Origin of the sequence: Rhizobium oryzicola (assembly GCF_030504645.1) — a bacterium.
In the GTDB taxonomy this organism is placed as follows: Bacteria; Pseudomonadota; Alphaproteobacteria; order Rhizobiales; family Rhizobiaceae; genus Neorhizobium; species Neorhizobium oryzicola.
The window spans coordinates 195662-217190 of the sequence record NZ_JAUKWQ010000001.1 but is presented as its reverse complement, the minus strand read 5'-3'; the positions used below and the strand labels follow the sequence as shown (position 1 = coordinate 217190).

The following is a 21529-nucleotide window of genomic DNA, read 5'->3' as shown; positions in this document are numbered from 1 at the left end:
ATTTGTTATAGCGGCCTTGCCTGAGGCGCGTAGTGTTTGCCAATAACCTTCGACTGACGCGCGTTCCCCGTTGGATAGCGGAACTGGAGGTCAATCGTTTTGCTCCTGGCGTTTTCTTTGAGCTGGACTTTTGGAAGCAGCCCCTCTCGGGTATCCCACTCTAGCGAAAGATCGTCATGATGGAGCGAGTGCAACAGCGTTTTTTCCCTGATATTCTGGTTCCACGCGACCTTGAGGTTCTTGATCGATCGTTCCGCATCGTCGTCGAATTCTGCCGAAATGCAGGAGCTGAATTGTGCGAGGATCAGATCGCCCATGCGGTATTGCGGCTCTATCGGCTAGGCATTACAGAGCCGGACAAGCTCTCTGCAGTGGTGATTGCGCGATGCCTGAAGCGCGAAACGCAAAACCCCGCCGATTGCGGCGGGGTTCTCGAAAACAGTTAAGGGCAGCTCTAGTTTCTGCCGTCATTCGGGCGCGCCTTGGCGCCCACTTTGTTGACGGTTGTCGCCGTTTTTCCATCCGGCTGCTGGCCATAATAGGTGCCACCCAGATGGCCGCCGGCGCTGGTATTCGCGACTTGCGCTTCCGCACGCCCCTGCGCAGCCTTCACATCACTTTTGCTCATGAGAGCCTCCGTTGTTGTGGGTTACGTGAGCTCTAACGAGCCCGTGGCCTACCGGTTCCACTATTTCTGTACGTCCCGGATCGCGTTCAGGGACGACCTCGATCATGTTTCAGGTCGCGATGAACGCCTGAAAATCGCCAATTGGCCTCGTCTCCAACCGGCGAGGTTCTCCCATGAAAAGACTTCTTCTTCTCACTGCACTTCTCACCACAACGCTCCTGCCCTGGACGGCATCTGCCGAAACATCGATCGGGGCTACCACGATTTCGGTCCCCTCGCTCCAGCGTGGCAAGCCGCTGTCCGTCGATGTGTGGTACCCGTCTGATGCCAAGGGATCGGAAGCGCTGATCGGCGACAACCGCATCTTTACCGGTGCCATCGCCAAGCCCGACGCTAAGATCAATGCGGGCCGCTACCCGCTGATCCTGCTGTCGCATGGTTCCGGTTCACGAGCCCAGGGGCTGGCCTGGATTGCCGCACGCCTCGCGGAAAAGGGTTTCATCGTTGCAGGCCCTGATCATCCCGGCACGACGAGCGGCGATTCCACGCCGATTGCCACGCCCCGCATCTGGGAGCGCACGCAGGATCTTTCCAACATCATCACCTGGATGACAGGAGATGTGAGATGGGCGGCATCCGTGGATGCGTCGAAGATCGGCGTGCTCGGCTTTTCGCTCGGCGGCAGCACGGCGCTGGAACTGATCGGCGGGCGCGCCGATCTCAACGCCTATGCCGATTACTGCGACCGCTACACCATGATGATGGATTGCCAGTGGTTTGCCGGCGGCTTCGGCTTCGTCGATGGCAAACGGGTCGCCTCGCCGGTGGTCAAGCTGCGGGAATTCGACAAGGCGCATTTCGAGCAATCCAATCTCGACCCGCGCATCACCTCCGCCGTCATCGTCGATCCCGGTCTTGCGACTGCCTTCAATGGCGACAGTCTCAGCCACATCAAGGTGCCGGCGACGATCATCAATCTCGGCAGCCCTGGCGGTGTTCCGGTGGCGGTCTATTCCTACAAGCTGTCCGCCGAAATTCCTGGTGCGCAGTACCACCAGATAGCAGGTGCCAACCACTTCAGCTTCCTGCCGGTCTGCAAGCCGGGCGCGCAGGACTTCCTGTCGGAGGCGGGCGATGTCGACCCCATCTGCGATGGAAGGGGTCTGCGTGACCGCGCGGAGGTTCACAAGGATGCGGAGACACTCATCATCAGCGCCTTTGAGAAAACGTTGAAGTAATCTCAAGCCACCCGCTTGTAGAACAAGGTCGTGCCGCAAAAGCCGCCTTGAGGCCAGAGTGCATAATCGGGAATGACGCCAACGCGTTCCCAGCCGAAGCGGGGGTAAATGGCCTCCGCTTCGCTGCCGGTTGCCGTATCCAGCACAAGCAGCGAGCGACCGCGGCTGGCGGCTTCTGCCTCGACCGCTTCCATCAGCTTCCTTGAAAGGCCGAGGCCGCGGGCGGAGCGATGAACGAGCAGCTTCATCAGGTCGCCCCGGTGCGGCTGGTTCGGCTTGGAAGCAAGCCCCACCTGCACAGTGCCGACGACCCTGTCATTCACCCGCGCTAGTGCCAGAATGATATCGCCGGATGCGACGCTTGCTGCGATGCCCTGCCAGTAGGAAACAGCATCCTCGGCACCAAAGGGCTGCATGAAGCCGACGGAGGCGCCGCCGTTGACGCAATCGGCAAGCACTTCGCAAAGGTCGGGAATGGCGGCGATCGCTTCGTCCGGGGTGGCGATCGTGATGGTAGCGCTCTGTGTCATGACAGTCTCGTTCATTGTCCGCGATCCAGGATGACCGCGTAACGGGCCGGTTGATCGGAAGGATTGTGAAATTCGAAGGCATCGCCAATATGCATGAAGAGGCAATCGCCCGGCTCCAGCCGGTAGGTCTCCTCCGGCAGGATCATGTCAAGCAGCCCCTCAAACAGCCAGATATGCTGGGTCATGGAGCGGCTTTCCTCACGCGGCGGAAAGCTGACGCGCGCGCCGGCCGGAAACTCCACTTCCACGATATCTACCCGCGTCGGCATGCCCGGCGGCGAGATCGCCCGGCGCAGATAGCCTGTGGTCGGGTCGCGCCAGAGCCGTTGCTCGCCTTTCCGGATCATGGGGGAGCCGGAGGGCTGGTCCGGCTCGAAGAAAGTCGAAAGCGAAAGGCCGAGCGATTCGCAAAGCCGCGCCAGCAGCGAGGCCGTGGGGCTCGCCTCCCCGCGCTCGATGCGCGATATCATGGCTCTGCTCACGCCGGAGCGCTGGGCAAGCTGGTCGAGCGTAAAACTCTGCCTCGCCCGCAAGGCCTTCAGGCGGTCGCCGATTGCGATTTCAAATTGCTGGTCTGTCGTTTCCATGATGAAAGCATCTCATTCTTATATAATAGAATCAAGTGCTCTTATCGTAGATTTTCGATGCCTTTTAAGGAGTAACCGAAGCCACTCGTTCGACCGGCGCCCCGAAAGCCCCTGTTATCAAGGCAGAAACGGGTTCCCGTGCCTGCTTTTCCGCTTTGCGGCATTCCTGTGCACTGCTATATGCGCCGACCATGAGCACCGATCGCACGCCCCTTGACCATATCCGCAACTTTTCCATCGTCGCCCATATCGACCATGGCAAATCGACGCTGGCCGACCGCCTGATCCAATCGACGGGCGGCCTTGCCGAACGCGAGATGTCGGAACAGGTTCTCGACTCGATGGATATCGAGCGTGAGCGCGGCATCACCATCAAGGCGCAGACGGTTCGCCTGCACTACAAGGCCAACAATGGCGAAACCTATGTGCTGAACCTCATAGACACGCCCGGCCACGTCGACTTTGCCTACGAAGTCTCGCGCTCGCTTTCGGCCTGCGAAGGCTCCCTGCTGGTGGTGGACGCATCCCAGGGCGTGGAAGCGCAGACGCTCGCCAACGTCTATCAGGCGATCGACGCTAATCATGAACTGGTGACGGTTCTCAACAAGATCGATCTGCCTGCAGCCGAACCGGATCGCATCAAGGATCAGATCGAGGAAGTCATCGGCATCGATGCTTCCGAAGCCGTGCTGATCTCGGCCAAGACCGGCCTCGGCATTCCTGATGTCTTGGAAGCGATCGTCAACAAGCTGCCCGCGCCGAAGAGCGAGGGTGGCGAAAAGGCCCCGCTGAAGGCGCTGCTGGTGGACAGCTGGTATGACACCTATCTCGGCGTCATGGTTCTCGTGCGCGTGATCGATGGTGTGCTGACCAAGGGTCAGCAGATCCGCATGATGGGCACGGGCGCGAAATACGGCGTTGAACGCGTCGGGGTGCTGACCCCGAAAATGGTCAATGTCGATAGCCTCGGACCCGGCGAAATCGGTTTCATCACCGCCTCCATCAAGGAAGTGGCCGACACTCGCGTCGGCGACACCATCACCGACGACCGCCGCCCGACGGAAAAGGCCCTGCCCGGTTTCAAGCCCGCGCAGCCTGTCGTGTTCTGCGGTCTCTTCCCGGTCGATGCGGCAGACTTCGAAGATCTGCGTGCTGCCATGGGCAAGCTTCGGCTGAATGACGCCTCCTTCTCCTTCGAAATGGAAAGCTCGGCAGCGCTTGGCTTCGGTTTCCGTTGTGGCTTCCTCGGCCTGCTGCACCTTGAAATCATTCAGGAACGCCTGGAGCGCGAGTTCAATCTCGACCTCGTCGCCACCGCCCCGTCCGTCGTCTATCAGATGTCGCTGACCGACGGCACGGAGAAGGAGCTGCACAACCCGGCCGACATGCCCGACGTGGTGAAGATCGACGAGATCCGCGAACCGTGGATCAAGGCCACGATCCTGACGCCCGACGAATATCTCGGTTCCGTGCTCAAACTCTGCCAGGATCGCCGCGGCATCCAGACGGAACTAACCTATGTCGGCACCCGCGCCATGGTGACCTACGAACTGCCGCTCAACGAAGTGGTGTTCGACTTCTATGATCGCCTGAAGTCGATCTCCAAGGGTTATGCCTCCTTCGACTACACGATCACCGATTATCGCGCAGGCGACCTCGTGAAGATGTCGATCCTCGTCAATGGCGATCCTGTCGATGCGCTTTCCATGCTGGTGCACCGTTCCGCCGCAGACCGGCGCGGCCGCGGCATGTGCGAAAAGCTGAAGGAACTCATTCCGCCGCACATGTTCCAGATCCCGATCCAGGCAGCGATCGGCGGCAAGGTGATTGCCCGCGAAACGGTTCGCGCGCTGCGCAAGGATGTGACCGCCAAGTGCTACGGCGGCGACGCCACCCGCAAGCGCAAGCTGCTGGACAAGCAGAAGGAAGGCAAGAAGCGCATGCGCCAGTTCGGCAAGGTCGAAATTCCGCAGGAAGCCTTTATCGCTGCGCTGAAGATGAACGACGAGTGAGGCTTTTCACAGCCTCCTTCGCCATAATCCCGCCTGAGGCCCAAGGGTAGCCCGCCCGCAGGAAGGGATATCAGTCATGGTTCAGACAGAATCCGCGAAGAATAAGGTTTCCGTCGATAGCGAGCTTCTGGCGGAAGCGTAGGACTTGAAGCTGGACGTCACGCGTGCGGCCGAGGATGGTATTGCCCGCGCCCTCAAGGCGGAGAGGGAACGGCTCTGGCGGATCGAAAACGCTGAGGCGATTGCTGCGGCAAACGACTACGTCGAAAAGCATGGGTTACCGCTTGCCAAATATCGGCTTTTCTGATGGCGCGCATCCGAGGCTTCTGACCGTGGACCGCACTTGCGAATAAGAGCCTCGCAGCTTTCACCGCGAGGCTCTCGCACCCGGCGTTGTTGGATCGCATCCTGCCATCCTCACCGTGCGGGCGTCATGCCCTGGAACGCCGGCGCATCCTCAAGCTGTTCGCGCGTGACATTAAGAACGATCCGTTCCGGCAAGCCGTCCTCGCCCATGTGCGTGGCATTGTTGTGGCCATCGCCACTGGAGGCTGTGTCACCGCTGGCAGCATCAGGCATTCGTGCAGCATCGGCCGGATTACCGCCTGCTGCAGGCGGACGCGTATTCTGTCCGGCGGTGGTGGACGCTGTGGTCTCATTCGAGGGGCTGTTTTGTTCGGCCTTCTTGTCCGCTTCTTCCTGGCTCATGCCAGGAGCAAAGCGAAGGGCGGAGAAATCTATCGCCACGTCCTTCTCATTGATGCCGAGGAAGCCACCAACGCCGATGATGATGGCGTTGATGCTGCCATCTTGACTGACGAGTACATCGCTGATGCTCCCGATGTTGTCGCCACCCTCCGTGTAGACATTTCTGCCTTCGAGGTCGGTCACCCGCCATGCGCCGTGCTCCGGTATCGTCACGAAGGGACCGGCCATGGTGCTGCCATTATGCGAACCGCCCGTCTGCACCGGGTGCCGTGGCGAATCGGGAAGCCCTCCGCGGGCGTTGTTCTGGTTTGTGTTCTGGCTCCCTTGCGCCGTTCCGGCGGGAACACCGCCTTTCTGGGCCAGCGCCCCGGTGGGCAAAGCAAGCGACAAGGCCAAGGCTACGAGCACTCTGGTTTTCATGGGAAGGTCCTTCCATTTCAGGCAGTCCTTTTCCCAACCCGTACGACAGAGGCAAGTTCCCATCCCCGGCTGACGTGGCAGAGATTAGGCCGTCGCGATGGTTTGATCGATTGTTGCGGCACCACTTGCCGTGCGCTTGATGGCTTCCACCGCCGCCACGGCAGACTCCTTCTGGGTATAACCTTCGGAGATGAACATGATCTCCCCGTTTGGCGCCCGGTAACGGAAGCGGAACTCGCCCCGCCGGTCCTCATATATTTCAAAGCGATACATGGCACCATCAGCTGCTTGAGACACAAAACCTGCATATAGGTCGCGCGACGGCGGCAAATAGAGCCGACCCGTGTAATTGGCTGGGTTTGTCTCTTTATTCGATGGGCTTCCACAGGCTCTTGGCAAAGCCGCGCGCATCGAGCTCCCAGGTCTTGCCCTTGATCACGGCAGCGCCCGCCTTGCACTGGTATTCGTAGCGAGCATCATGGCCGGTGGCGAACATCGGCACATCCTTGCCATCGAATTGCGGATTAATCCTGCAAAATTCCGAGGCGCCCTTGTTGGTCTCGCTGGTGGAGATCTTGTCGCAGGGCAGGTTGGCCCCCACCACACAGGCAAGAATTTTGCCCTCCATGCATCGGTAGCTTACCATGTTAATCAGATCGGCCTCCTGGAGAGGCTTAGAGATCTGGCTCTGTAGGTAACGCATCAGATCGGCCTTCAGCTTGGGGTCCGGGGCCTTCGGATTGTAGTGGCGAACCGTATCGTCATTGCCGGCGAGGCGACATGCTTCGTAAGCGCTGGCCGGTGTAGCATGGGACGGGCCGGAGAACGCTGACAAAGCGGCAATGACAAGCAAGAGCAGGCGGGCAATCTGCATGAAATATCTCCCCTCAAGGCAGTGTCTCGAACCGGCATGTCACATCGCGGCTCTGGCACCACAGCAGTAAATTGGCCAATTCGCGCTCTCAAGAGAGAAGCACATCGAGGCTTCGAATATTTTTGCATGCAATTTATGCGAGAGTCCTATGCCGCGAATACTGGCTTTCCCAGCTCGTAACCCGCGCCCATGATAGAGACCCAGACATTCGAATCGCGGAGAGCATATGACCAAGGAATCGATTGGCATCCTCGGCTTGGGACGCATGGGCAAGGCCATGGCCGAGCGCCTGTCCGCTGAAGGATTTGCCGTCACCGGCTGGACCAGGCGGGGCATCGACGCGAAGGAAGCCGAAAACCTCAAGATCCGCCCCGCGGCCAATCTGGCGGAATTTGTCGCTGCCTCCGATATCATCATTCTTTCGCTGATGGATGACGCTTCCGTTGCCGAGATGCTGACGGCGCTCTGCACTGAAGAGCTCGGCGGACGTTTGATCGTTGAAACCAGCACCGTCAGCCCGGAGACGTTACGGGCGCATATGCCTGACATCATCGCCAAGGGTGCATCAGCCATCGACGCGCCGATTTCCGGCGGGCCGCCACAGGTTCGATCAGGGGCAATCGGCATGTATATCGGCGGCAGCGAAGCGGACGTCCGGCGCTTCAGGCCGGTTGCGGAGGTTTTATCCGCCCGCATCGTCCATGTGGGGCCGCTCGGTCATGGCGCCGCGGCCAAGCTCGTCAACAACATGATGCTGATGGGTTTCTGGCAGACGCTGAAGGAGGCGTTGACACTGGGACGCGCTGCAGGCTTGAGCGCAGAAACCATGCTCGACTTGCTGGAGGGAAGCCCAGCCGCCAGCCCGGCGTTCAAATCCCGCCTGCCGGTCATTCGCGGTGAAAGTGACGACGTGGGCTTTGCGCTGTCAGGCGTGGTGAAGGATGCGCGCGTGATCACGGGTCTGGCCGAGCAACTGGGCGTCTCGCTTCCCGCCATAACGGCAAGTCTTGCCAGCTTTGTGGAGGCCGATGCGCTTGGGTTTGGCGATGCGGACCTCGCCACTATGGTGCGCCTTGCCGCAGAAGGCCAATCGAAAGAGGGAGACGACGCATGACCGGCAAGCCGCGCATCACCATTCACTACTGCACCCAATGCAATTGGCTGCTACGCTCCGCCTGGATGGCGCAGGAGCTGCTGCAGACCTTTGGCGACACGCTAGGCGAGGTAGCGCTCATTCCCGGCACCGGTGGCATCTTCGAGATCCGAATCGATGGCGAACTCATCTGGGAGCGGGTGCGTGACGGCGGTTTTCCAGGCCCCAAGGAGCTGAAACAGAAGGTGCGCGACATCGCAGATCCTGAACGAAATCTGGGACATATCGACCGCGCGAAATCGAAACCCCCTGAGAACCAAGGCGAGTGAATCCACAGCCTTACAGGACACAATAAAGAAAAATCGCCCCTGACACAGAAAGTTCAAAAAGGGCGTTGACAGGCGAAGTGGGTACCAGTACATGGCTCCTCGTCGCCCAGATGGCGGAATTGGTAGACGCGCCAGCTTCAGGTGCTGGTACCCGAAAGGGTGTGGAGGTTCGAGTCCTCTTCTGGGCACCAAATTCCAGCTTCATTGGATCTTAAATGATCTTGAAGCATCGCAAAAAGCCCGGCTTGCCGGGCTTTTTTGTTGCCTAAAATCAAGCACTAACTTGCTTCCAAAGCCATTCTCAGCACGGCCTCTTCTTCATGAAAAACGCCTGCGACTATGCTTGCCGCAGGCGCCCGCGCTATTGGTCGTTTCTGTTATCAAGCAGCCTTGAGCAGGTCGCCGTGGGGATCAAGAACGAACTTCGTTGCCGCTCCCTGATCGAAGCTCTCGTAGCCCTGCACCGCATCCTCAAGCGAGATGATTTTCGCATTGACGATGTCTGCGATCGGCAGACGATCATGCAGGATCGCCTGCATCAGCTGACGATTATATTTCAGCACAGGTGTCTGTCCCGTGTGGAAGGATTGCGCTTTTGCCCAGCCCAAACCAAAGCGCATAGACAGGCTGCCCTGCTTGGCAGCATCGTCAACGGCGCCGGGATCTTCCGTTACATAAAGGCCCGGAATACCGATCGAACCCGCCGCACGGGTAATTTCCATCATCTGGTTCAGCACGATCGCTGGCTGTTCGCCGCCGGAATGACCGCGAGCCTCGAAGCCAACGGCGTCGATGGCGCTATCCACCTCATTGGTGCCGATGATCTGGGCGATCATATCGCCCAACCGATCGCTCTGAGATAGATCGACAGCCTCGAATCCCATCTTGGAAACGTGGTTGAGACGCTCCTTGTTGAAATCACCCACCATCACGACGGCAGCACCCAGAATGCGTGCCGAAGCCGCTGCGGCAAGCCCAACGGGGCCGGCACCCGCGACATAAACAGTCGAGCCTACCCCGACGCCTGCCTTGACGGCGCCGTGAAAGCCTGTGGGCAAAATATCGGAAAGCATGGTCAGATCGCGGATTTTCGACATTGCGCGATCGCGATCCGGGAACTTCAACAGATTGAAATCCGCATAGGGAACAGTGACGTACTTCGCCTGTCCACCAATCCAGCCGCCCATATCCACATAGCCATAAGCACCGCCCGCGCGGGACGGGTTCACCGTCAGGCAGACGCCCGTATCCTGCGATTTGCAGCACCTGCAGCGCCCACAGGCCACGTTGAAGGGTACGGAAACAATATCGCCGACCTGTAGCATCTCCACATCGATGCCCTTCTCGATCACCTCGCCGGTGATTTCATGTCCGAGAACGAGGCCTGGCATGGCCGTTGTGCGGCCTCGCACCATGTGCTGATCAGAGCCACAGATATTGGTGGAGATCACCTTGAGAATGACGCCATGTTCGATGCGCCGTCCATCCGGCGCCTCAAGCTTGGGATCATCAATATCGCGCACCTCGACCTTGCCAGGCCGCATGTAGACGACGCCTCTATTCCTGCTCATTGTCATCTCCTCCGTGGTTGAACATTGGTGTTCGGTCACGCCTGCGCGATCATGGCTCGTGATGCACGGCAACGCGGCGGCTCCCCGCTATGACAGCGGGGCAGCTGAGGCGGCTCGTTCAAGCCGGTGCATTCCGTTCACATGATCGAACTCGGCCGCCTCCCAGCGGCATTTTTCCTCGTCCTCCAACGAGGTGAATTCAGTGCCGCCAGCAAAACACTTGGAAGCTGATAAAGCGCTTGGGATTACGACAGCCTATTTGTTCTCTACGACGGATGCGCGCGCAATTGGGGCGTGTGAAGCCTCGCGCGAACTCACCGCTACTTCGGCAGAGCCGAGGGGTTCAAGCCCGGCACCCAAGGCTTGTTGGGCAATTCCGTGCCTGTGAACGTCACGCCGTTCTGCTCGCAACGATAGACGCGAACCGGAAAACCACTGTCAAACACATCACTGCCGCGCCAGCGCTGATATTCGATATCGGTCGTACATTTGGGTTCGTTGGCCTGTTCCTTGGCCAGACGCTCCGCCTCCGGCACCACTCCCGGCAGATCCTTGTAGGCAGGCGCCGGGTTCAGCCAGTCCGGCGAGGATCTCTTGTCTGCCGCGATGGCAGAGGTGGCAAGGCCGAAGCCCATTGCAACAGCCAGCAGCAAAGACATCCCGCGCTTCATGACAATCCTCCACGGTCGATACCAGTGATATAAGCATTCCCGCTGGCGACTGCCAGCAGGATCCCGGATCACGCGATCGGCATCATCAGAGATCAGGGGCGGCGATAGCCCGTCGGGTACTGGTAGAGCCAGCCGATGCGCTCGATGGCGGCGTCCAAGTTTTCGCGGGCGACGGTCATCGTATGACCATTCGCGTGGAGAAGCGTCTCGGCATCCTCCATCAGCCCCACATGCCCCTTCCAGAACACCAGATCGCCGCGTCGTAGCTCCTCACGGGCAATTTCCTGGCCGAAGCTCGCCTGCATGTCGGAATCGCGCAGGATCTTTCGTCCGGTCATCATCATGGAAAGCTGTACGAGGCCCGAGCAATCGATACCGAAGCCGGAGCGGCCACCCCAGAGATAGGGCGTTTCCAGAAAGCGGGTGGCGACCGCCACATAGTCGTCCGAGGCCGCTTCCTCGATCGGCACACAATGGGCGGCAATCACTGCACCACCGCTTTCCAGCAGGAAATAGCGCGTGCCGCGTGTTTCAGCCTCTCCCGTCACCCGCACCCGGCTTCCCATGGAAAGCGCTTGCAGCGGAACCTTGCGAAGCTCCGCCTCTGGATAGACGAAGGTGCGCGGCACCGCGATACGGTGCGTCGCCTCAAAAGGCTGCCCGAGACTCGTCTCCGGCAGATAGCCGACATAGCCGTCTTCATCAGACTGAACCCACGCCCAGCCGTCGCGACGCTCGAAGACGCGTACGTTCTCACCGAAGAGCAATTGCGTATCGATACCGCGTGCCAAATCCGGGGCAGGACGCAGATCGGCCACCGGGGCCGATACGACTGCCGGTTCACCTGTGCTGAAGATCGATGCCTCTACCTGCCCCCGCAAACGCTCATCCGCGAGATCGGGTCGGAAGGCGTGAAGGCGTCTGTCGAGTGGCTGGGTCATGTCATCCTCGCTCAATCGCGCGGCGACCTTCCTCGCGGATCAGGTCACCGAATTTCTCCAGGTAAAGGGCGCCCTCAAGCGTGCGCTTGACGACGACATTGCGCTTGTCGCGCTGATCGCGTTCGCGGTCCACCAATTTCAGCGCTCCCATCGTATCGAGCGCGCGCGTGATGACCGGCTTGGTCACGCCAAGGGCGGCTGCGAGCCCGCGCACGGTATGTGGCGGGGGCACGAGATAGATGTGCAGCAGGATCGCCACCTGCCGGAAGCTGAGGTCATGCCCGCCGCGCCGCACTTCTTCCAGGGCCACCCGGTGCCAAAGGCTCAGCGCCTCCGTCGGCGTCATCTCAACCGGCATGCAAACTCCATACATCCTGCCTGCCGGCTATTCTTGGCACATCCGAAACGAGAGGCAAGCCTCGTTAAACGAGGCTGCGGATATGGCGGAAGAGAGCGCGGATTGCCTGCGCTTCTCCGCCGACAGGCGCATGCGGTTTCTCGCTCGGAACCCAGGCATAGATATCGAAGTGCACCCAGCTCGCTGCATCGCTGACGAAGCGTTTCAGGAAGAGGGCAGCTGTGATGGAGCCAGCCATGCCGCCACCCGGCGCATTGGTGATGTCAGCCGCGCGAGAGCGGATATCCTTCTCATAGCCCTTGAAGAGCGGCATGCGCCACAGCGGATCATCTTCCGCAGCGCTGGCGCTCAGAAGGGCTGACGAAAGGGCCTCGTCATCGGTAAAGAAGGGCGGCAGATCCGGCCCCAGCGCCACGCGAGCAGCACCCGTCAATGTCGCCATGTCGACCAGCAGGTCTGGCTTTTCCTCGTCTGCATAGGCCAACGCATCGGCAAGGATGAGGCGACCTTCTGCATCGGTATTGTCGATCTGCACGGTGATGCCCTTGCGGCTGCGATAGATATCGCCAGGACGGAAAGCATTGGCGGAAATCGAGTTCTCCACCGCCGGCACCAGCACACGCAGATCGAGATCCAGGCCCGCGTCCATGATCATCAGTGCCAATGCCAGCACATTGGCCGCGCCACCCATATCCTTTTTCATCAGCAGCATGGAGGCCGGCGGCTTGATGTCGAGACCGCCGGTGTCAAAGCAGACGCCCTTGCCGACCAGCGTGATCTTCCGGGCGCCCTTGCGGCCCCAGCGCATTTCCAGAAGCCGCGGCGCCTCAGCGCTGGCGCGACCGACCGTGTGGATCAGTGGGAAATTCTTCTCCAGCAGTTCCTCACCAAGAACGACGGACACCTCCGCCTTGTAATGACCAGCAAGAGCCCGGAAAACCTGCTCCAGAACCTCAGGGCCCATGTCATTGGTCGGCGTGTTGACGAGGTCGCGCGCCAGATAGACAGCGCCAATCTGACGATCCAGGGCTGAGCGGTCAAAGCCGTCCGGCAGGCAAAGGAAGGCTTCCGGCGTCTTTGCCGTCTTGTACCGATCGAAACTGTAGGCACCGAGACCCCAGCCGAAGGCCAGGCGCTCCACAGGAACGGACGCTTTCTCGAAACGCCAAGCGCCTGCAGGCAGGGAGCGTGCGAGCTTGCCCGTGATGAAGGGCGAATCAGCTGGCTCTGCGCCCAGGCCGAACAATGCGCCCGCAAGCTTACCATCGACGCCGGGCAGCAAGGTCATGGTGCCGGCTTCTGCCTTGAAGCCTGCCGCCTTGGCCCAGGCCTTGACTGATTCGGGCAGGCTTTCACCCTCCAGTTCGGCAGGCGTGACGGCATGGATGGGCAGTGCATCGGCAGAAAAAGCCCGGAAAAGCGAGGGTCTTTCGAGGTACTGGTACGGGGTCATGGGTGGCTTTCGAAAGCTGAATTTAACGATCTGTTAGGGTTAACAGATTATTGCTTGAGACGGGATAGCGCCACCCCATCCGCACGCTTTGCGCCGGATGTCGGAGCGCGCAACACAAGCTCAAGAGACCGATCATGGCAGTATCCGCACCGAAGACCGCCCGCTTGCGCATGCTCCTTGGTTCCGCGTGTACCCTCATCCTGGCTCTTTCGCTGTCGTCTTGTGCAACCAGCAGCAAGACGGACAAGATGTCCACCGGCTCCATTCCTGCGGCATCGCTGTCCAAACCCGTCGAATCGATGAATGCGACCGAACTGGCAGCCGCTGAACGCAGCATAGCGCTTGCCTATGACCGCTCCCCGAAGGATCGCAACATTGGTTTGAACTATGCCAATATCCTGCGGATGAACGGCAAGAACGCCCAAGCACTCGCCGTGATGCAGCAGGTGGCTATCGCCTATCCAAGCGACCGCGAAGTGCTGGCTGCCTATGGCAAGGCGCAAGCCGCGGCGGGGCAGCTGGAGCAGGCGCTTGCCACCATTGGCCGGGCGCAGACGCCGGATCGCCCGGACTGGCGCCTCTATTCTGCAGAAGGTGCGGTGCTGGACCAGATGGGACGTTCCCAGGAGGCGCGTGATCGCTACCGCATGGCGCTCGATGCGCAACCGAACGAACCCAGCGTTCTCTCCAATCTCGGCATGTCCTATGTGCTGTCGGGCAATCTGCGTGACGCGGAAACCTATCTGAAATCCGCCGTTGCTCAGCCAGGTGCCGATAGTCGCGTGCGTCAGAACCTGGCGCTTGTCGTTGGGCTGCAGGGGCGCTTCGCAGAAGCCGAACAAATCGCACGCCGCGAACTCGATCCCGCCCAGGCGGAAGCCAACGTGACCTATCTGCGCACCATGCTTTCTCAGCAGAATTCCTGGAAGCAGCTCGCCGCTGCCGACGCGCACTCCAAAAAGCCTTCGACCAATTGAACCATTAATGAAATTCCAGCGCTGACGACTGTCCCGAATTTTTTCAGAAACGATCGGAAACGCGGATTCCTGCTGGGCCGAGGATAACGGCGATCAGCACCGGCAGGAAGAACAGGATCATCGGAACGGTGAGCTTGGGCGGCAAAGCGGCTGCCTTCTTTTCGGCTTCGTTCATGCGCTCGTCACGGCCTTCTTGGGCGAGCACGCGCAGAGCCTGTGCAATCGGCGTACCGTAACGCTCGGCCTGAATAAGAGCAGTGGTCACGGCCTTCACACCGTCCAACTGTGTGCGGATCGCAAGGTTTTCCAGCGCGACACGACGGTCTGGCAGGAAGGACAGTTCCGCCGTGGTCAGCACCATTTCCTCGGCCAATTCTGCCGACTGGCTGGCAATTTCATCCGCCACGCGACGCATAGCGGCTTCCAGCGAAATGCCCGACTCCACGCAGATCAGCATCAGGTCCAGCGCATCCGGCCAGGCGCGCTTGATCGAGGCCTGACGCTTGTTGACGAGGTTCGTGACATAAATATTGGGCGTGTAGAAGCCGACATAGCCCGCGACAATGGTTGCCAGCAGCCGCACGGGAAATGGTTTGGATGACAGGTTATCGAGTACGAAAATCCAGAAGCCGACGGCGGAGAGGAAGCCGAACGGCAGCAGGAAGCGGCAGACCAGGAAGATGTTCAGCGCATTTTGTGAACGAAGGCCCGCAGATTTCAGACGGTTGACGGTGTTATCGTCCACCAGCGCCTTGCGCAGATTGAAGCGTTCCACAATCTGTCGCGCGGACTTGTTGTTCTGGGTGCGAAGGGATGCGCGCGAGCTTTCGGCGTTCATGCGTGCCCGTTCACGGGCGCGCATCTGTTCACGCTCGGAAGAAACGGCTTTCATGCGCTTTTGCAGGCTGGTGCCTTCCAGATAAGGCAGGACAAGCGTGTAAAGCGTGGCAAACACAGCGAACGCCACGAGAAGAGCAATCAGAGTGACGGGATCAGTCAGTTTCGCGGCCAGGGCTTCAGACATGATCCACCTCAGATATCAAAATTGATCATTTGGCGCATGACGAAGATCCCTATCGACATCCAGATGGCTGAGAACAGCAGAATGAAGTGTCCCCGCGAATCCACGAACAGAACTTCGATATAGGCAGGCGACGTCAGATACACGAGCAGCGATACCACGAAGGGCAAAGAGCCGATGATGACGGCGGATGCCTTGGCTTCCATGGAGAGCGCCTTCACCTTTGCCTTCATCTTGCGCCGATCGCGCAGAACCTTGGAAAGATTGCTGAGCGCTTCGGACAGATTGCCGCCTGCCTGGCTCTGGATCGCGATCACGATGGCGAAGAAGTTCACCTCCGGCAGCGGCATCGTATTGACCATGCGCGCGCAGGCATCGGGAATGCTCAAGCCCACCTGCTGAGATTCGATCACACGGCGGAATTCTGTTTTCACGGGCTCAGGCCCATCTGACGCGATGAGTCGCATGGCGTCGTTGAGCGGCAGGCCGGAGCGGATCGATCGCACCATCACGTCGAGCGCGTTTGGAAACTCCTCGAGAAACTTGTTCTGGCGCCGTGAGATGAGAAAGCCGACGGTCCAGCGCGGCAAGCCAAGACCGGTCACGAAGACAATACCAAGGACGCCAAACAGCGGCACATCGGCCAAGAGGGCGAGAAGCGCGATGAACAGGGCGAAACCGCCGCTGTAGAGGTAAAACCGTCTCAGGTCGATCGACAGGCCGGATTGTTCAAGCCGCGCCTTCATCGTGCGGTTCTTGACGCGCTTTGACTTCTCCTTGTCTTCCAGCTCTTTCAGCGAATCCTGCAGCGACTTGCGCCGCTTGGAAAGTTCCTGAACGCGATCCTGGGCGGCCTTGACCCGGTCACGCTCGTTGTCGCTTGTTCGAACGCGCTTCACGCGGCTCTGGGTCTTCTTCTCGACCTCGATTCGTGAATACATCAGGCCATAGGCAAGCGTCGCCGCAGCGATGGCAACCAGAAGCATAACAGCCAATAAGGTGACATTCACGCTCGAGCCCCCCCCGCCAGCGGTCAGCTGGACTTGATTTCCATCTGGTCAAGCGCAGCCGCGAGGCGCCGATCCTCGTTATAGTAGCGGGCGCGATCCCAGAAATGCGGCTTGACGATGCCGGTGGACACATGTCGACCGATCAGACGGCCAGCGGCATCCTCGCCTTCAATCTCGTAGCGCACCAGATCCTGGGTGATGATCACATCGCCTTCCATTCCGATCACTTCGGTGATGTGGGTGATGCGGCGCGAACCGTCACGCAGGCGCGCTGCCTGAACGATCACGTCCACAGAGCCGGAGATGATTTCGCGCACAGTCTTGGCGGGCAGCGAATAGCCGCCCATGGCGATCATGGATTCCATACGGCTCAGGCATTCTCGCGGGCTGTTGGCGTGGATGGTGCCCATGGAGCCATCGTGACCGGTGTTCATGGCCTGCAGCAGGTCGAAGACCTCAGGTCCGCGCACTTCGCCGACGATGATACGTTCCGGGCGCATACGAAGGCAGTTCTTCACGAGATCGCGCATGGTGATCTCGCCTTCGCCTTCGATGTTCGGCGGGCGCGTTTCCAGGCGGACGACATGCGGCTGCTGCAATTGCAATTCGGCGGTATCTTCACAGGTGATGACGCGCTCATCGATATCGATATAGCGTGTCAAGCAATTGAGGAGCGTCGTCTTACCGGAACCGGTACCACCTGAAATGACCACGTTGCAGCGAACGCGGCCAATAATCTGCAGAACCTGCGCGCCTTCCGGCGTGATGGCACCGAACCGGACCAGCTGGTCGAGGTTCAGCTTGTCCTTCTTGAACTTACGAATGGTGAGCGCCGGGCCATCGATCGCCAGCGGCGGCGCAATCACGTTCACGCGGGAACCATCGGGCAGGCGCGCATCGCATATCGGGCTCGATTCATCGACGCGGCGTCCGACCTGGCTGACGATACGCTGGCAGATGGACAGAAGCTGAGAATTGTCTCGAAAGCGAATATCGGATTCAATGGTCTTGCCGCCGACTTCGATAAAGGTCTGGCCGGCGCCGTTGACCATGATATCGGCGATGTCGTCGCGAGCCAGTAGCGGCTCCAGCGGACCATAGCCCAGAACATCGTTGCAGATATCCTCGAGCAGTTCCTCCTGCTCGGAGATAGACATCGCAAAATTCTTGATCGTGATGATATCGTTGACGATATCACGAATTTCTTCGCGCGCGCTTTCCGTATCGAGCTTGGCGAGCTGCGAAAGATCGATCGTATCGATCAGGGCAGAGAAGACCTGACTTTTGGTGTCGTAATAGCCCTCGTCGCGGGTGGTACGCCGGCGTTGAGCAGGTGCAGGCTGGGGCGCAAGCGGCGGCGGTGTCACGGCCTGGCGCTGCGTCATCATCTCGCCGGTATCGGAAAGAACCTCGGGGCTGACACGCACCGGCACAGGGCTGACGGGCGGCGGCACGGCAACCGGCGATGCCGGCGATCCCGCTCCCTTGCCAAATCCATCGTTTCCGCGTTTTCCGAACATCATTCAATCCAGTTAGATGACTTGTCTCAATTCACTTGCGCTTCAAAAGGCCCAGCATCTTCAGGAGACCTTGACCGCGAGTCTTCTTCAAAGTGGCCCGCCCCGTCACGGTGTGGGCCAATTGCGAAAAGGTTTCCGCGATCGGCCCCTTGGCGTCGATTTCAGAAATCATCCGCCCGCTATTGGCAGCATTGCCGAAGATCGCACCATCGAAGGGAATGATGGCAATCGGCTCCAGCTCTAGCGGCTCGGCGAAATCGGCAGGTGTGATTTCCGGTCGCTTCGGCATTCCCACCTGATTGAGCACCAGATGCGGCGGGCGATCATTGGGACGCAGCTTCTTCAGCGCATCCAGCAGGTTCTTGGCATTGCGCAGATTGGCGAGATCCGGCACGGCGGTAATCACCACTTCATCGGCTTCGGCCAACACGGAACGCGTCCACTCCGACCAGGCATGCGGTACGTCGAGTACTGCGACCGGAGCACTGCGCTGAAGGATCTCGATCACCGGCTGGAAGGCCCGACCCTCGAAATCATAGGTACGGTCAAGCATGGACGGCGCTGCCAAAAGCGACAGATGTTCGGAGCATTTGGTCAGCAGGCGGTCGAGAAAAACCTCGTCTAGACGCTCAGGTGCGAAGACCGCTTCAGCAATGCCCTGTGCCGGGTCCTGATCGAAGTCGATATTGGCCGTCCCATACGCAAGATCGAGATCCGCCAGGATAGTCTCCGTAGAGAAGAGCGAAGAAATGCCGAAAGCACAATTGTGCGCAACGGTGGACGAACCAACGCCGCCCTTTGCACCGATGAAGGCAATCGAACGACCCAGCGGCTCGGCTTCCGGATCCACGAAGATACTGGCAATGGAGGACAAGAGATCCGCCATTTTGACGGGAGCAACGAGATATTCGGAAATGCCGTTGCGGATCAGCTCGCGATAAAGTGCAATATCGTTGTGTCGGCCAATAATGATCACACGGGTGGAGGCATCGCAGACTTCCGCCAGCGGAGCGAGATCCTGCAGGAGCGTCGCCGGCACAGAATCCGTTTCGAGGATGATGAGGTTCGGCGTCGGCGTTGAAGCGAACATGTTGGCCGCTGCGGCTGTACTGCCGCTTGTGACCTTGAGATTCACCTTCGCCATCCGGCGGTCCTGTCCAAGCCGCTCGATAACGCGCAACATTCCGTCGCTTTCACAGAAAGCATGGATGGAGATGCGCGGCAGCGGTCGCAGGGTTTCGAAGTCTGTGGATCGGCTCTGGCCGGAATCGGCTGCCTCATTCTCAAGAGGCTTTCGTATTTCGTATTCGATCGCGTTCATTTTCGTGCCCTCCCCTTACTTCGAAGACGGATCGGTACCGGCACGATAGGCGCCGATCACGTTCGCGCGGCGCGTGGCATCGATCGGCGTCATGCCGCGCGGAGCCATCAGGTCAGTCGGGTTGGCAACCTGAGCTGCCAGATTGTTCTGGCTGGCGCAGCCGAAATTGTACCAGTTGCGATTTTCCATCGTATCGTTGGACAAATCTTCCGGCCAGTTGCCGCAGGATGCGGTGACGGCGCGGGTCGAAGCAAAAGACAGCCGGATCGGTGCTGCATCCCCCGAAGGAGCCGCACCGTAAGCAGTCATGATGATGCGGTCGGAACGGATGCCGGACCCGGATAGAACGGTGCGGATATCGCGCGCCAGATGGGACGCGGCTGCAGCGTTGGGAGACCCTTGCGGAAGCTGGATCTGCACATAGCCCGAAGAGGATTGCACGAATTTCTGCGCAAAGCCCTTCACGGTATCGCGCATGCCCGTGCTGAGGCGGTAGTCGCTGGGCGCTACTGGAATATCGAGGGCGCTCTGCGCTTCCGTCAGAACGATCGGATGACGTGCGCGGTAATCTTCAGGAATGGACCCGGTGGTCAGCTGCGAATTGCCGCAGCCGGCGAGAAGGCCGGACAGGATCAGGAGAGTAACCGAGGGCAGTGTACGTGTCATGGTCAGGGCTCTCACTTGTAGATGAAGCCGACGGCGCCGTGATACTGGCCCGTATTGGCCTGCTCCTTGCGTCCGTAAAGCTTGTTGACCCGGTTCAGGAAATACATTGAACCATCATCGGTCGGATTGAAGTTGTCATCGGGCCGCGCAAGCTCGTTGCGCGCAACGGGCCGCACCAGATAGGGAGTCGCGATGATGACAAGCTCCGTTTCGTTTCGGATGAAATCCTTGCTGCGGAAGAGAGTGCCGAAGATTGGAACCTTGGAAATGCCCGGCAGTCCGGACATGCCCTGGCGGACATTGTCCTGCACGAGGCCGGCGATCACGATAGAGCCGCCGGAGGGCAGCTCGACGGATGTGGAGGCTTCGCGCTTACGGATCGACATATAGGTGGAACCGGGAACCGACAGCGAACTGCCGTTGCCAGTTGCGACAGAGCCTTCGTAGGTCGGTTCGGATACGTTTGTCTCGATCTTGAGACTGATGCGTCCGGCCGAAAGGACAACGGGGCGGAAATTCAGCTGGATGCCGTAATCGACCGTATCGATGGCTCGCGTCACCGTGGTCTTGTTATTGCTGTCCACATCCACATTCTGCTGGGCTGCCATGCGGAACTGGCCGCCAACGTAGAACTTGGCCTGCTCGCCGGAAATCGCAGTCAGGCTCGGCTCTGCCAGCGTGCGCATGACCCCCGCCTGTTCCATCGCATTGACATATGTTGCAAGCGCAGTGGTTCCGATCTTGCCTGCCGCACCGCCAATGCCACCAAGGTTGACGGCATTGCCCAGATTGGCCGGGTTGGCAAAGGAAATGCCCCCGCGTGCCGAACTGCCGTTGACATTGACCGACCCGTTAAAGCCAAGCTGCTTCAGCACCTGACGGCTGACTTCCGCCACGGTAACCTTCAGCGTCACCTGATCTTCACCCTCGATCGTCAAGAGGTTGACGATCTGCGATGTCTGACGGTCTTCGGCGTAGATGGCCACGGCGCCGTCGCCATTGCTCTGGCTGGTCGCTGTCGTGTTGCGGGTGGTTGCCTCACCGCCCTTGAGGAAGGCACGGGCCAGTCGTTCCGCCTGGGCTGCATCCTGTGGCGTCCTGACCGAACCGGTGAGCACGATGTTGTCGGAGACGATTTCGACCTTGATGTCGGATTCGGGCAGGAAACGGCGCAGGTTCTGCTCAAGCCCTGCAATATCGCGCTCCACTTCCAGATCGAGGCTCACGATCTCTTCGCCTCCGGCACCAAAAATGAAGATATTCGTCTGGCCGACGGACTTGCCGAACAGGTAGATGCGCCGCGACGTGCGCGTGACGGCATCTGCCATGGAAGGATCCGCCACCAGAATATCATGGGCATCGACAGGCAGATCCACGACCAGTGCCTTGTTGAGGCCAAGCTTCACACGCTTATGGGCGCCGCGTCCGACGTCGGCGATTCTCAGAACGCTCTGATCTGCGGCATGAGCCGCAGAAACCTCGAGCTGGAGTGGCAAAATGTTCGGCAGCATGCCCGTAACGGCAAGGCTGAAGCTGAGCGCGAAAGCCGCAGACGACCGGAACTTATTTTTCAAATGTGCCACGCAATTGCTCCCGCGCAT

At 59.6% G+C, this 21529-nt stretch carries 23 protein-coding genes, 1 tRNA gene and 2 pseudogenes; 8 read left to right on the top strand and 18 right to left on the bottom strand.

Features of this window, described 5'->3' with window-relative positions:
* Positions 1–5: 5 nt before the first annotated feature.
* Both Q2T52_RS01070 and Q2T52_RS01065 read right to left on the bottom strand, forming a co-directional pair.
* Positions 6–317 carry a hypothetical protein gene (locus Q2T52_RS01070; RefSeq protein WP_302074833.1) on the bottom strand — a complete coding sequence of 104 codons (312 nt, stop codon included), beginning with the start codon at positions 315–317 and terminating at the stop codon, positions 6–8.
* 137 nt (positions 318–454) lie between these two features.
* Complete coding sequence (locus tag Q2T52_RS01065) at positions 455–628, bottom strand: hypothetical protein (RefSeq protein ID WP_302074832.1); 174 nt, start codon at positions 626–628, stop codon at positions 455–457.
* Positions 629–801: 173 nt separating this feature from the next.
* On the opposite strand from Q2T52_RS01065, the gene Q2T52_RS01060 reads away from it, so the two are divergent.
* Positions 802–1866 carry an alpha/beta hydrolase family protein gene (locus Q2T52_RS01060; RefSeq protein WP_302074831.1) on the top strand — a complete coding sequence of 355 codons (1065 nt, stop codon included), beginning with the start codon at positions 802–804 and terminating at the stop codon, positions 1864–1866.
* Positions 1867–1868: 2 nt separating this feature from the next.
* Here Q2T52_RS01060 and Q2T52_RS01055 read toward each other — a convergent pair whose 3' ends face one another.
* The gene (locus tag Q2T52_RS01055) at positions 1869–2396 is read right to left on the bottom strand and encodes a GNAT family N-acetyltransferase (RefSeq protein ID WP_302074830.1); all 528 of its coding nucleotides are present in this window, start codon (positions 2394–2396) and stop codon (positions 1869–1871) included.
* Positions 2397–2407: 11 nt separating this feature from the next.
* The gene (locus Q2T52_RS01050) at positions 2408–2983 is read right to left on the bottom strand and encodes a helix-turn-helix domain-containing protein (protein ID WP_302074829.1); all 576 of its coding nucleotides are present in this window, start codon (positions 2981–2983) and stop codon (positions 2408–2410) included.
* Positions 2984–3174: 191 nt separating this feature from the next.
* Between Q2T52_RS01050 and lepA the strand changes: the two genes are divergently transcribed.
* Both lepA and Q2T52_RS01040 read left to right on the top strand, forming a co-directional pair.
* A complete protein-coding gene (gene lepA, locus Q2T52_RS01045; RefSeq protein ID WP_302074828.1) occupies positions 3175–4995 on the top strand; it encodes a translation elongation factor 4 in 1821 nt (606 codons plus the stop codon).
* Between the two features lie 76 nt (positions 4996–5071).
* Positions 5072–5302, top strand: a pseudogene (locus Q2T52_RS01040) (type II toxin-antitoxin system CcdA family antitoxin).
* A 110-nt stretch (positions 5303–5412) separates the two neighbouring features.
* Here Q2T52_RS01040 and Q2T52_RS01035 read toward each other — a convergent pair.
* From Q2T52_RS01035 to Q2T52_RS01025, 3 genes are all read right to left on the bottom strand, one after another.
* Positions 5413–6123, bottom strand: a complete 711-nt coding sequence (locus Q2T52_RS01035) for a PRC-barrel domain-containing protein (RefSeq protein WP_302074827.1) — start codon at positions 6121–6123, stop codon at positions 5413–5415.
* Between the two features lie 84 nt (positions 6124–6207).
* On the bottom strand, positions 6208–6396 hold the full coding sequence (locus Q2T52_RS01030) for a YegP family protein (RefSeq protein ID WP_302074826.1): 189 nt from the start codon (positions 6394–6396) through the stop codon (positions 6208–6210).
* 94 nt (positions 6397–6490) lie between these two features.
* Entirely contained in the window at positions 6491–6997 is a 507-nt protein-coding gene (locus Q2T52_RS01025) for a hypothetical protein (RefSeq protein WP_302074825.1), read from the bottom strand.
* Positions 6998–7217: 220 nt separating this feature from the next.
* Between Q2T52_RS01025 and Q2T52_RS01020 the strand changes: the two are divergent.
* From Q2T52_RS01020 to Q2T52_RS01005, 4 genes and pseudogenes are all read left to right on the top strand, one after another.
* A pseudogene (locus tag Q2T52_RS01020) lies at positions 7218–7694 on the top strand (NAD(P)-dependent oxidoreductase); the annotation flags it as partial.
* Positions 7695–7700: 6 nt separating this feature from the next.
* The gene (locus tag Q2T52_RS01015) at positions 7701–8111 is read left to right on the top strand and encodes an NAD-binding protein (RefSeq protein ID WP_302075990.1); all 411 of its coding nucleotides are present in this window, start codon (positions 7701–7703) and stop codon (positions 8109–8111) included.
* Positions 8108–8419 carry an Rdx family protein gene (locus Q2T52_RS01010; protein ID WP_302074824.1) on the top strand — a complete coding sequence of 104 codons (312 nt, stop codon included), beginning with the start codon at positions 8108–8110 and terminating at the stop codon, positions 8417–8419. The genes Q2T52_RS01015 and Q2T52_RS01010 overlap by 4 nt, the downstream gene beginning before the upstream one ends.
* Positions 8420–8523: 104 nt before the next feature.
* Positions 8524–8610, top strand: a tRNA-Leu gene (locus tag Q2T52_RS01005).
* A 189-nt stretch (positions 8611–8799) separates the two neighbouring features.
* Here the strand turns inward: Q2T52_RS01005 and fdhA are convergent.
* The 5 genes from fdhA to Q2T52_RS00980 form a co-directional block, all read right to left on the bottom strand.
* Complete coding sequence (fdhA, locus tag Q2T52_RS01000) at positions 8800–9990, bottom strand: formaldehyde dehydrogenase, glutathione-independent (protein ID WP_302074823.1); 1191 nt, start codon at positions 9988–9990, stop codon at positions 8800–8802.
* A gap of 320 nt (positions 9991–10310) precedes the next feature.
* On the bottom strand, positions 10311–10661 hold the full coding sequence (locus Q2T52_RS00995) for a hypothetical protein (protein ID WP_302074822.1): 351 nt from the start codon (positions 10659–10661) through the stop codon (positions 10311–10313).
* Between the two features lie 92 nt (positions 10662–10753).
* On the bottom strand, positions 10754–11602 hold the full coding sequence (locus tag Q2T52_RS00990; RefSeq protein ID WP_302074821.1) for a C40 family peptidase: 849 nt from the start codon (positions 11600–11602) through the stop codon (positions 10754–10756).
* 1 nt (position 11603) lies between these two features.
* Entirely contained in the window at positions 11604–11960 is a 357-nt protein-coding gene (locus Q2T52_RS00985; RefSeq protein WP_302074820.1) for a MarR family winged helix-turn-helix transcriptional regulator, read from the bottom strand.
* Positions 11961–12024: 64 nt separating this feature from the next.
* Positions 12025–13413: a leucyl aminopeptidase family protein gene (locus Q2T52_RS00980; protein ID WP_302074819.1), complete on the bottom strand. Its 1389-nt coding sequence runs from the start codon at positions 13411–13413 to the stop codon at positions 12025–12027.
* Positions 13414–13547: 134 nt separating this feature from the next.
* Here Q2T52_RS00980 and Q2T52_RS00975 point away from each other — a divergent pair, with 134 nt between their 5' ends.
* Entirely contained in the window at positions 13548–14390 is an 843-nt protein-coding gene (locus Q2T52_RS00975) for a tetratricopeptide repeat protein (protein WP_436799469.1), read from the top strand.
* A 43-nt stretch (positions 14391–14433) separates the two neighbouring features.
* Here Q2T52_RS00975 and Q2T52_RS00970 read toward each other — a convergent pair whose 3' ends face one another.
* Genes Q2T52_RS00970 through Q2T52_RS00945 form a run of 6 tightly spaced genes read right to left on the bottom strand, consistent with a single transcriptional unit; the run spans position 14434 to position 21529 of the window.
* Positions 14434–15414 carry a type II secretion system F family protein gene (locus Q2T52_RS00970; RefSeq protein ID WP_302074818.1) on the bottom strand — a complete coding sequence of 327 codons (981 nt, stop codon included), beginning with the start codon at positions 15412–15414 and terminating at the stop codon, positions 14434–14436.
* Between the two features lie 8 nt (positions 15415–15422).
* Complete coding sequence (locus tag Q2T52_RS00965; RefSeq protein WP_302075988.1) at positions 15423–16397, bottom strand: type II secretion system F family protein; 975 nt, start codon at positions 16395–16397, stop codon at positions 15423–15425.
* A gap of 47 nt (positions 16398–16444) precedes the next feature.
* Positions 16445–17941, bottom strand: coding sequence for a TadA family conjugal transfer-associated ATPase (locus Q2T52_RS00960; RefSeq protein WP_302074817.1), 1497 nt, complete (start codon positions 17939–17941; stop codon positions 16445–16447).
* A gap of 31 nt (positions 17942–17972) precedes the next feature.
* A complete protein-coding gene (locus Q2T52_RS00955; RefSeq protein ID WP_302074816.1) occupies positions 17973–19262 on the bottom strand; it encodes a CpaE/TadZ family protein in 1290 nt (429 codons plus the stop codon).
* Between the two features lie 15 nt (positions 19263–19277).
* Positions 19278–19928 (bottom strand): CpaD family pilus assembly protein, encoded by a 651-nt coding sequence (locus Q2T52_RS00950; RefSeq protein ID WP_302074815.1) that lies wholly within the window; start codon positions 19926–19928, stop codon positions 19278–19280.
* Positions 19929–19939: 11 nt separating this feature from the next.
* On the bottom strand, positions 19940–21529 hold the full coding sequence (locus Q2T52_RS00945) for a type II and III secretion system protein family protein (protein ID WP_302074814.1): 1590 nt from the start codon (positions 21527–21529) through the stop codon (positions 19940–19942).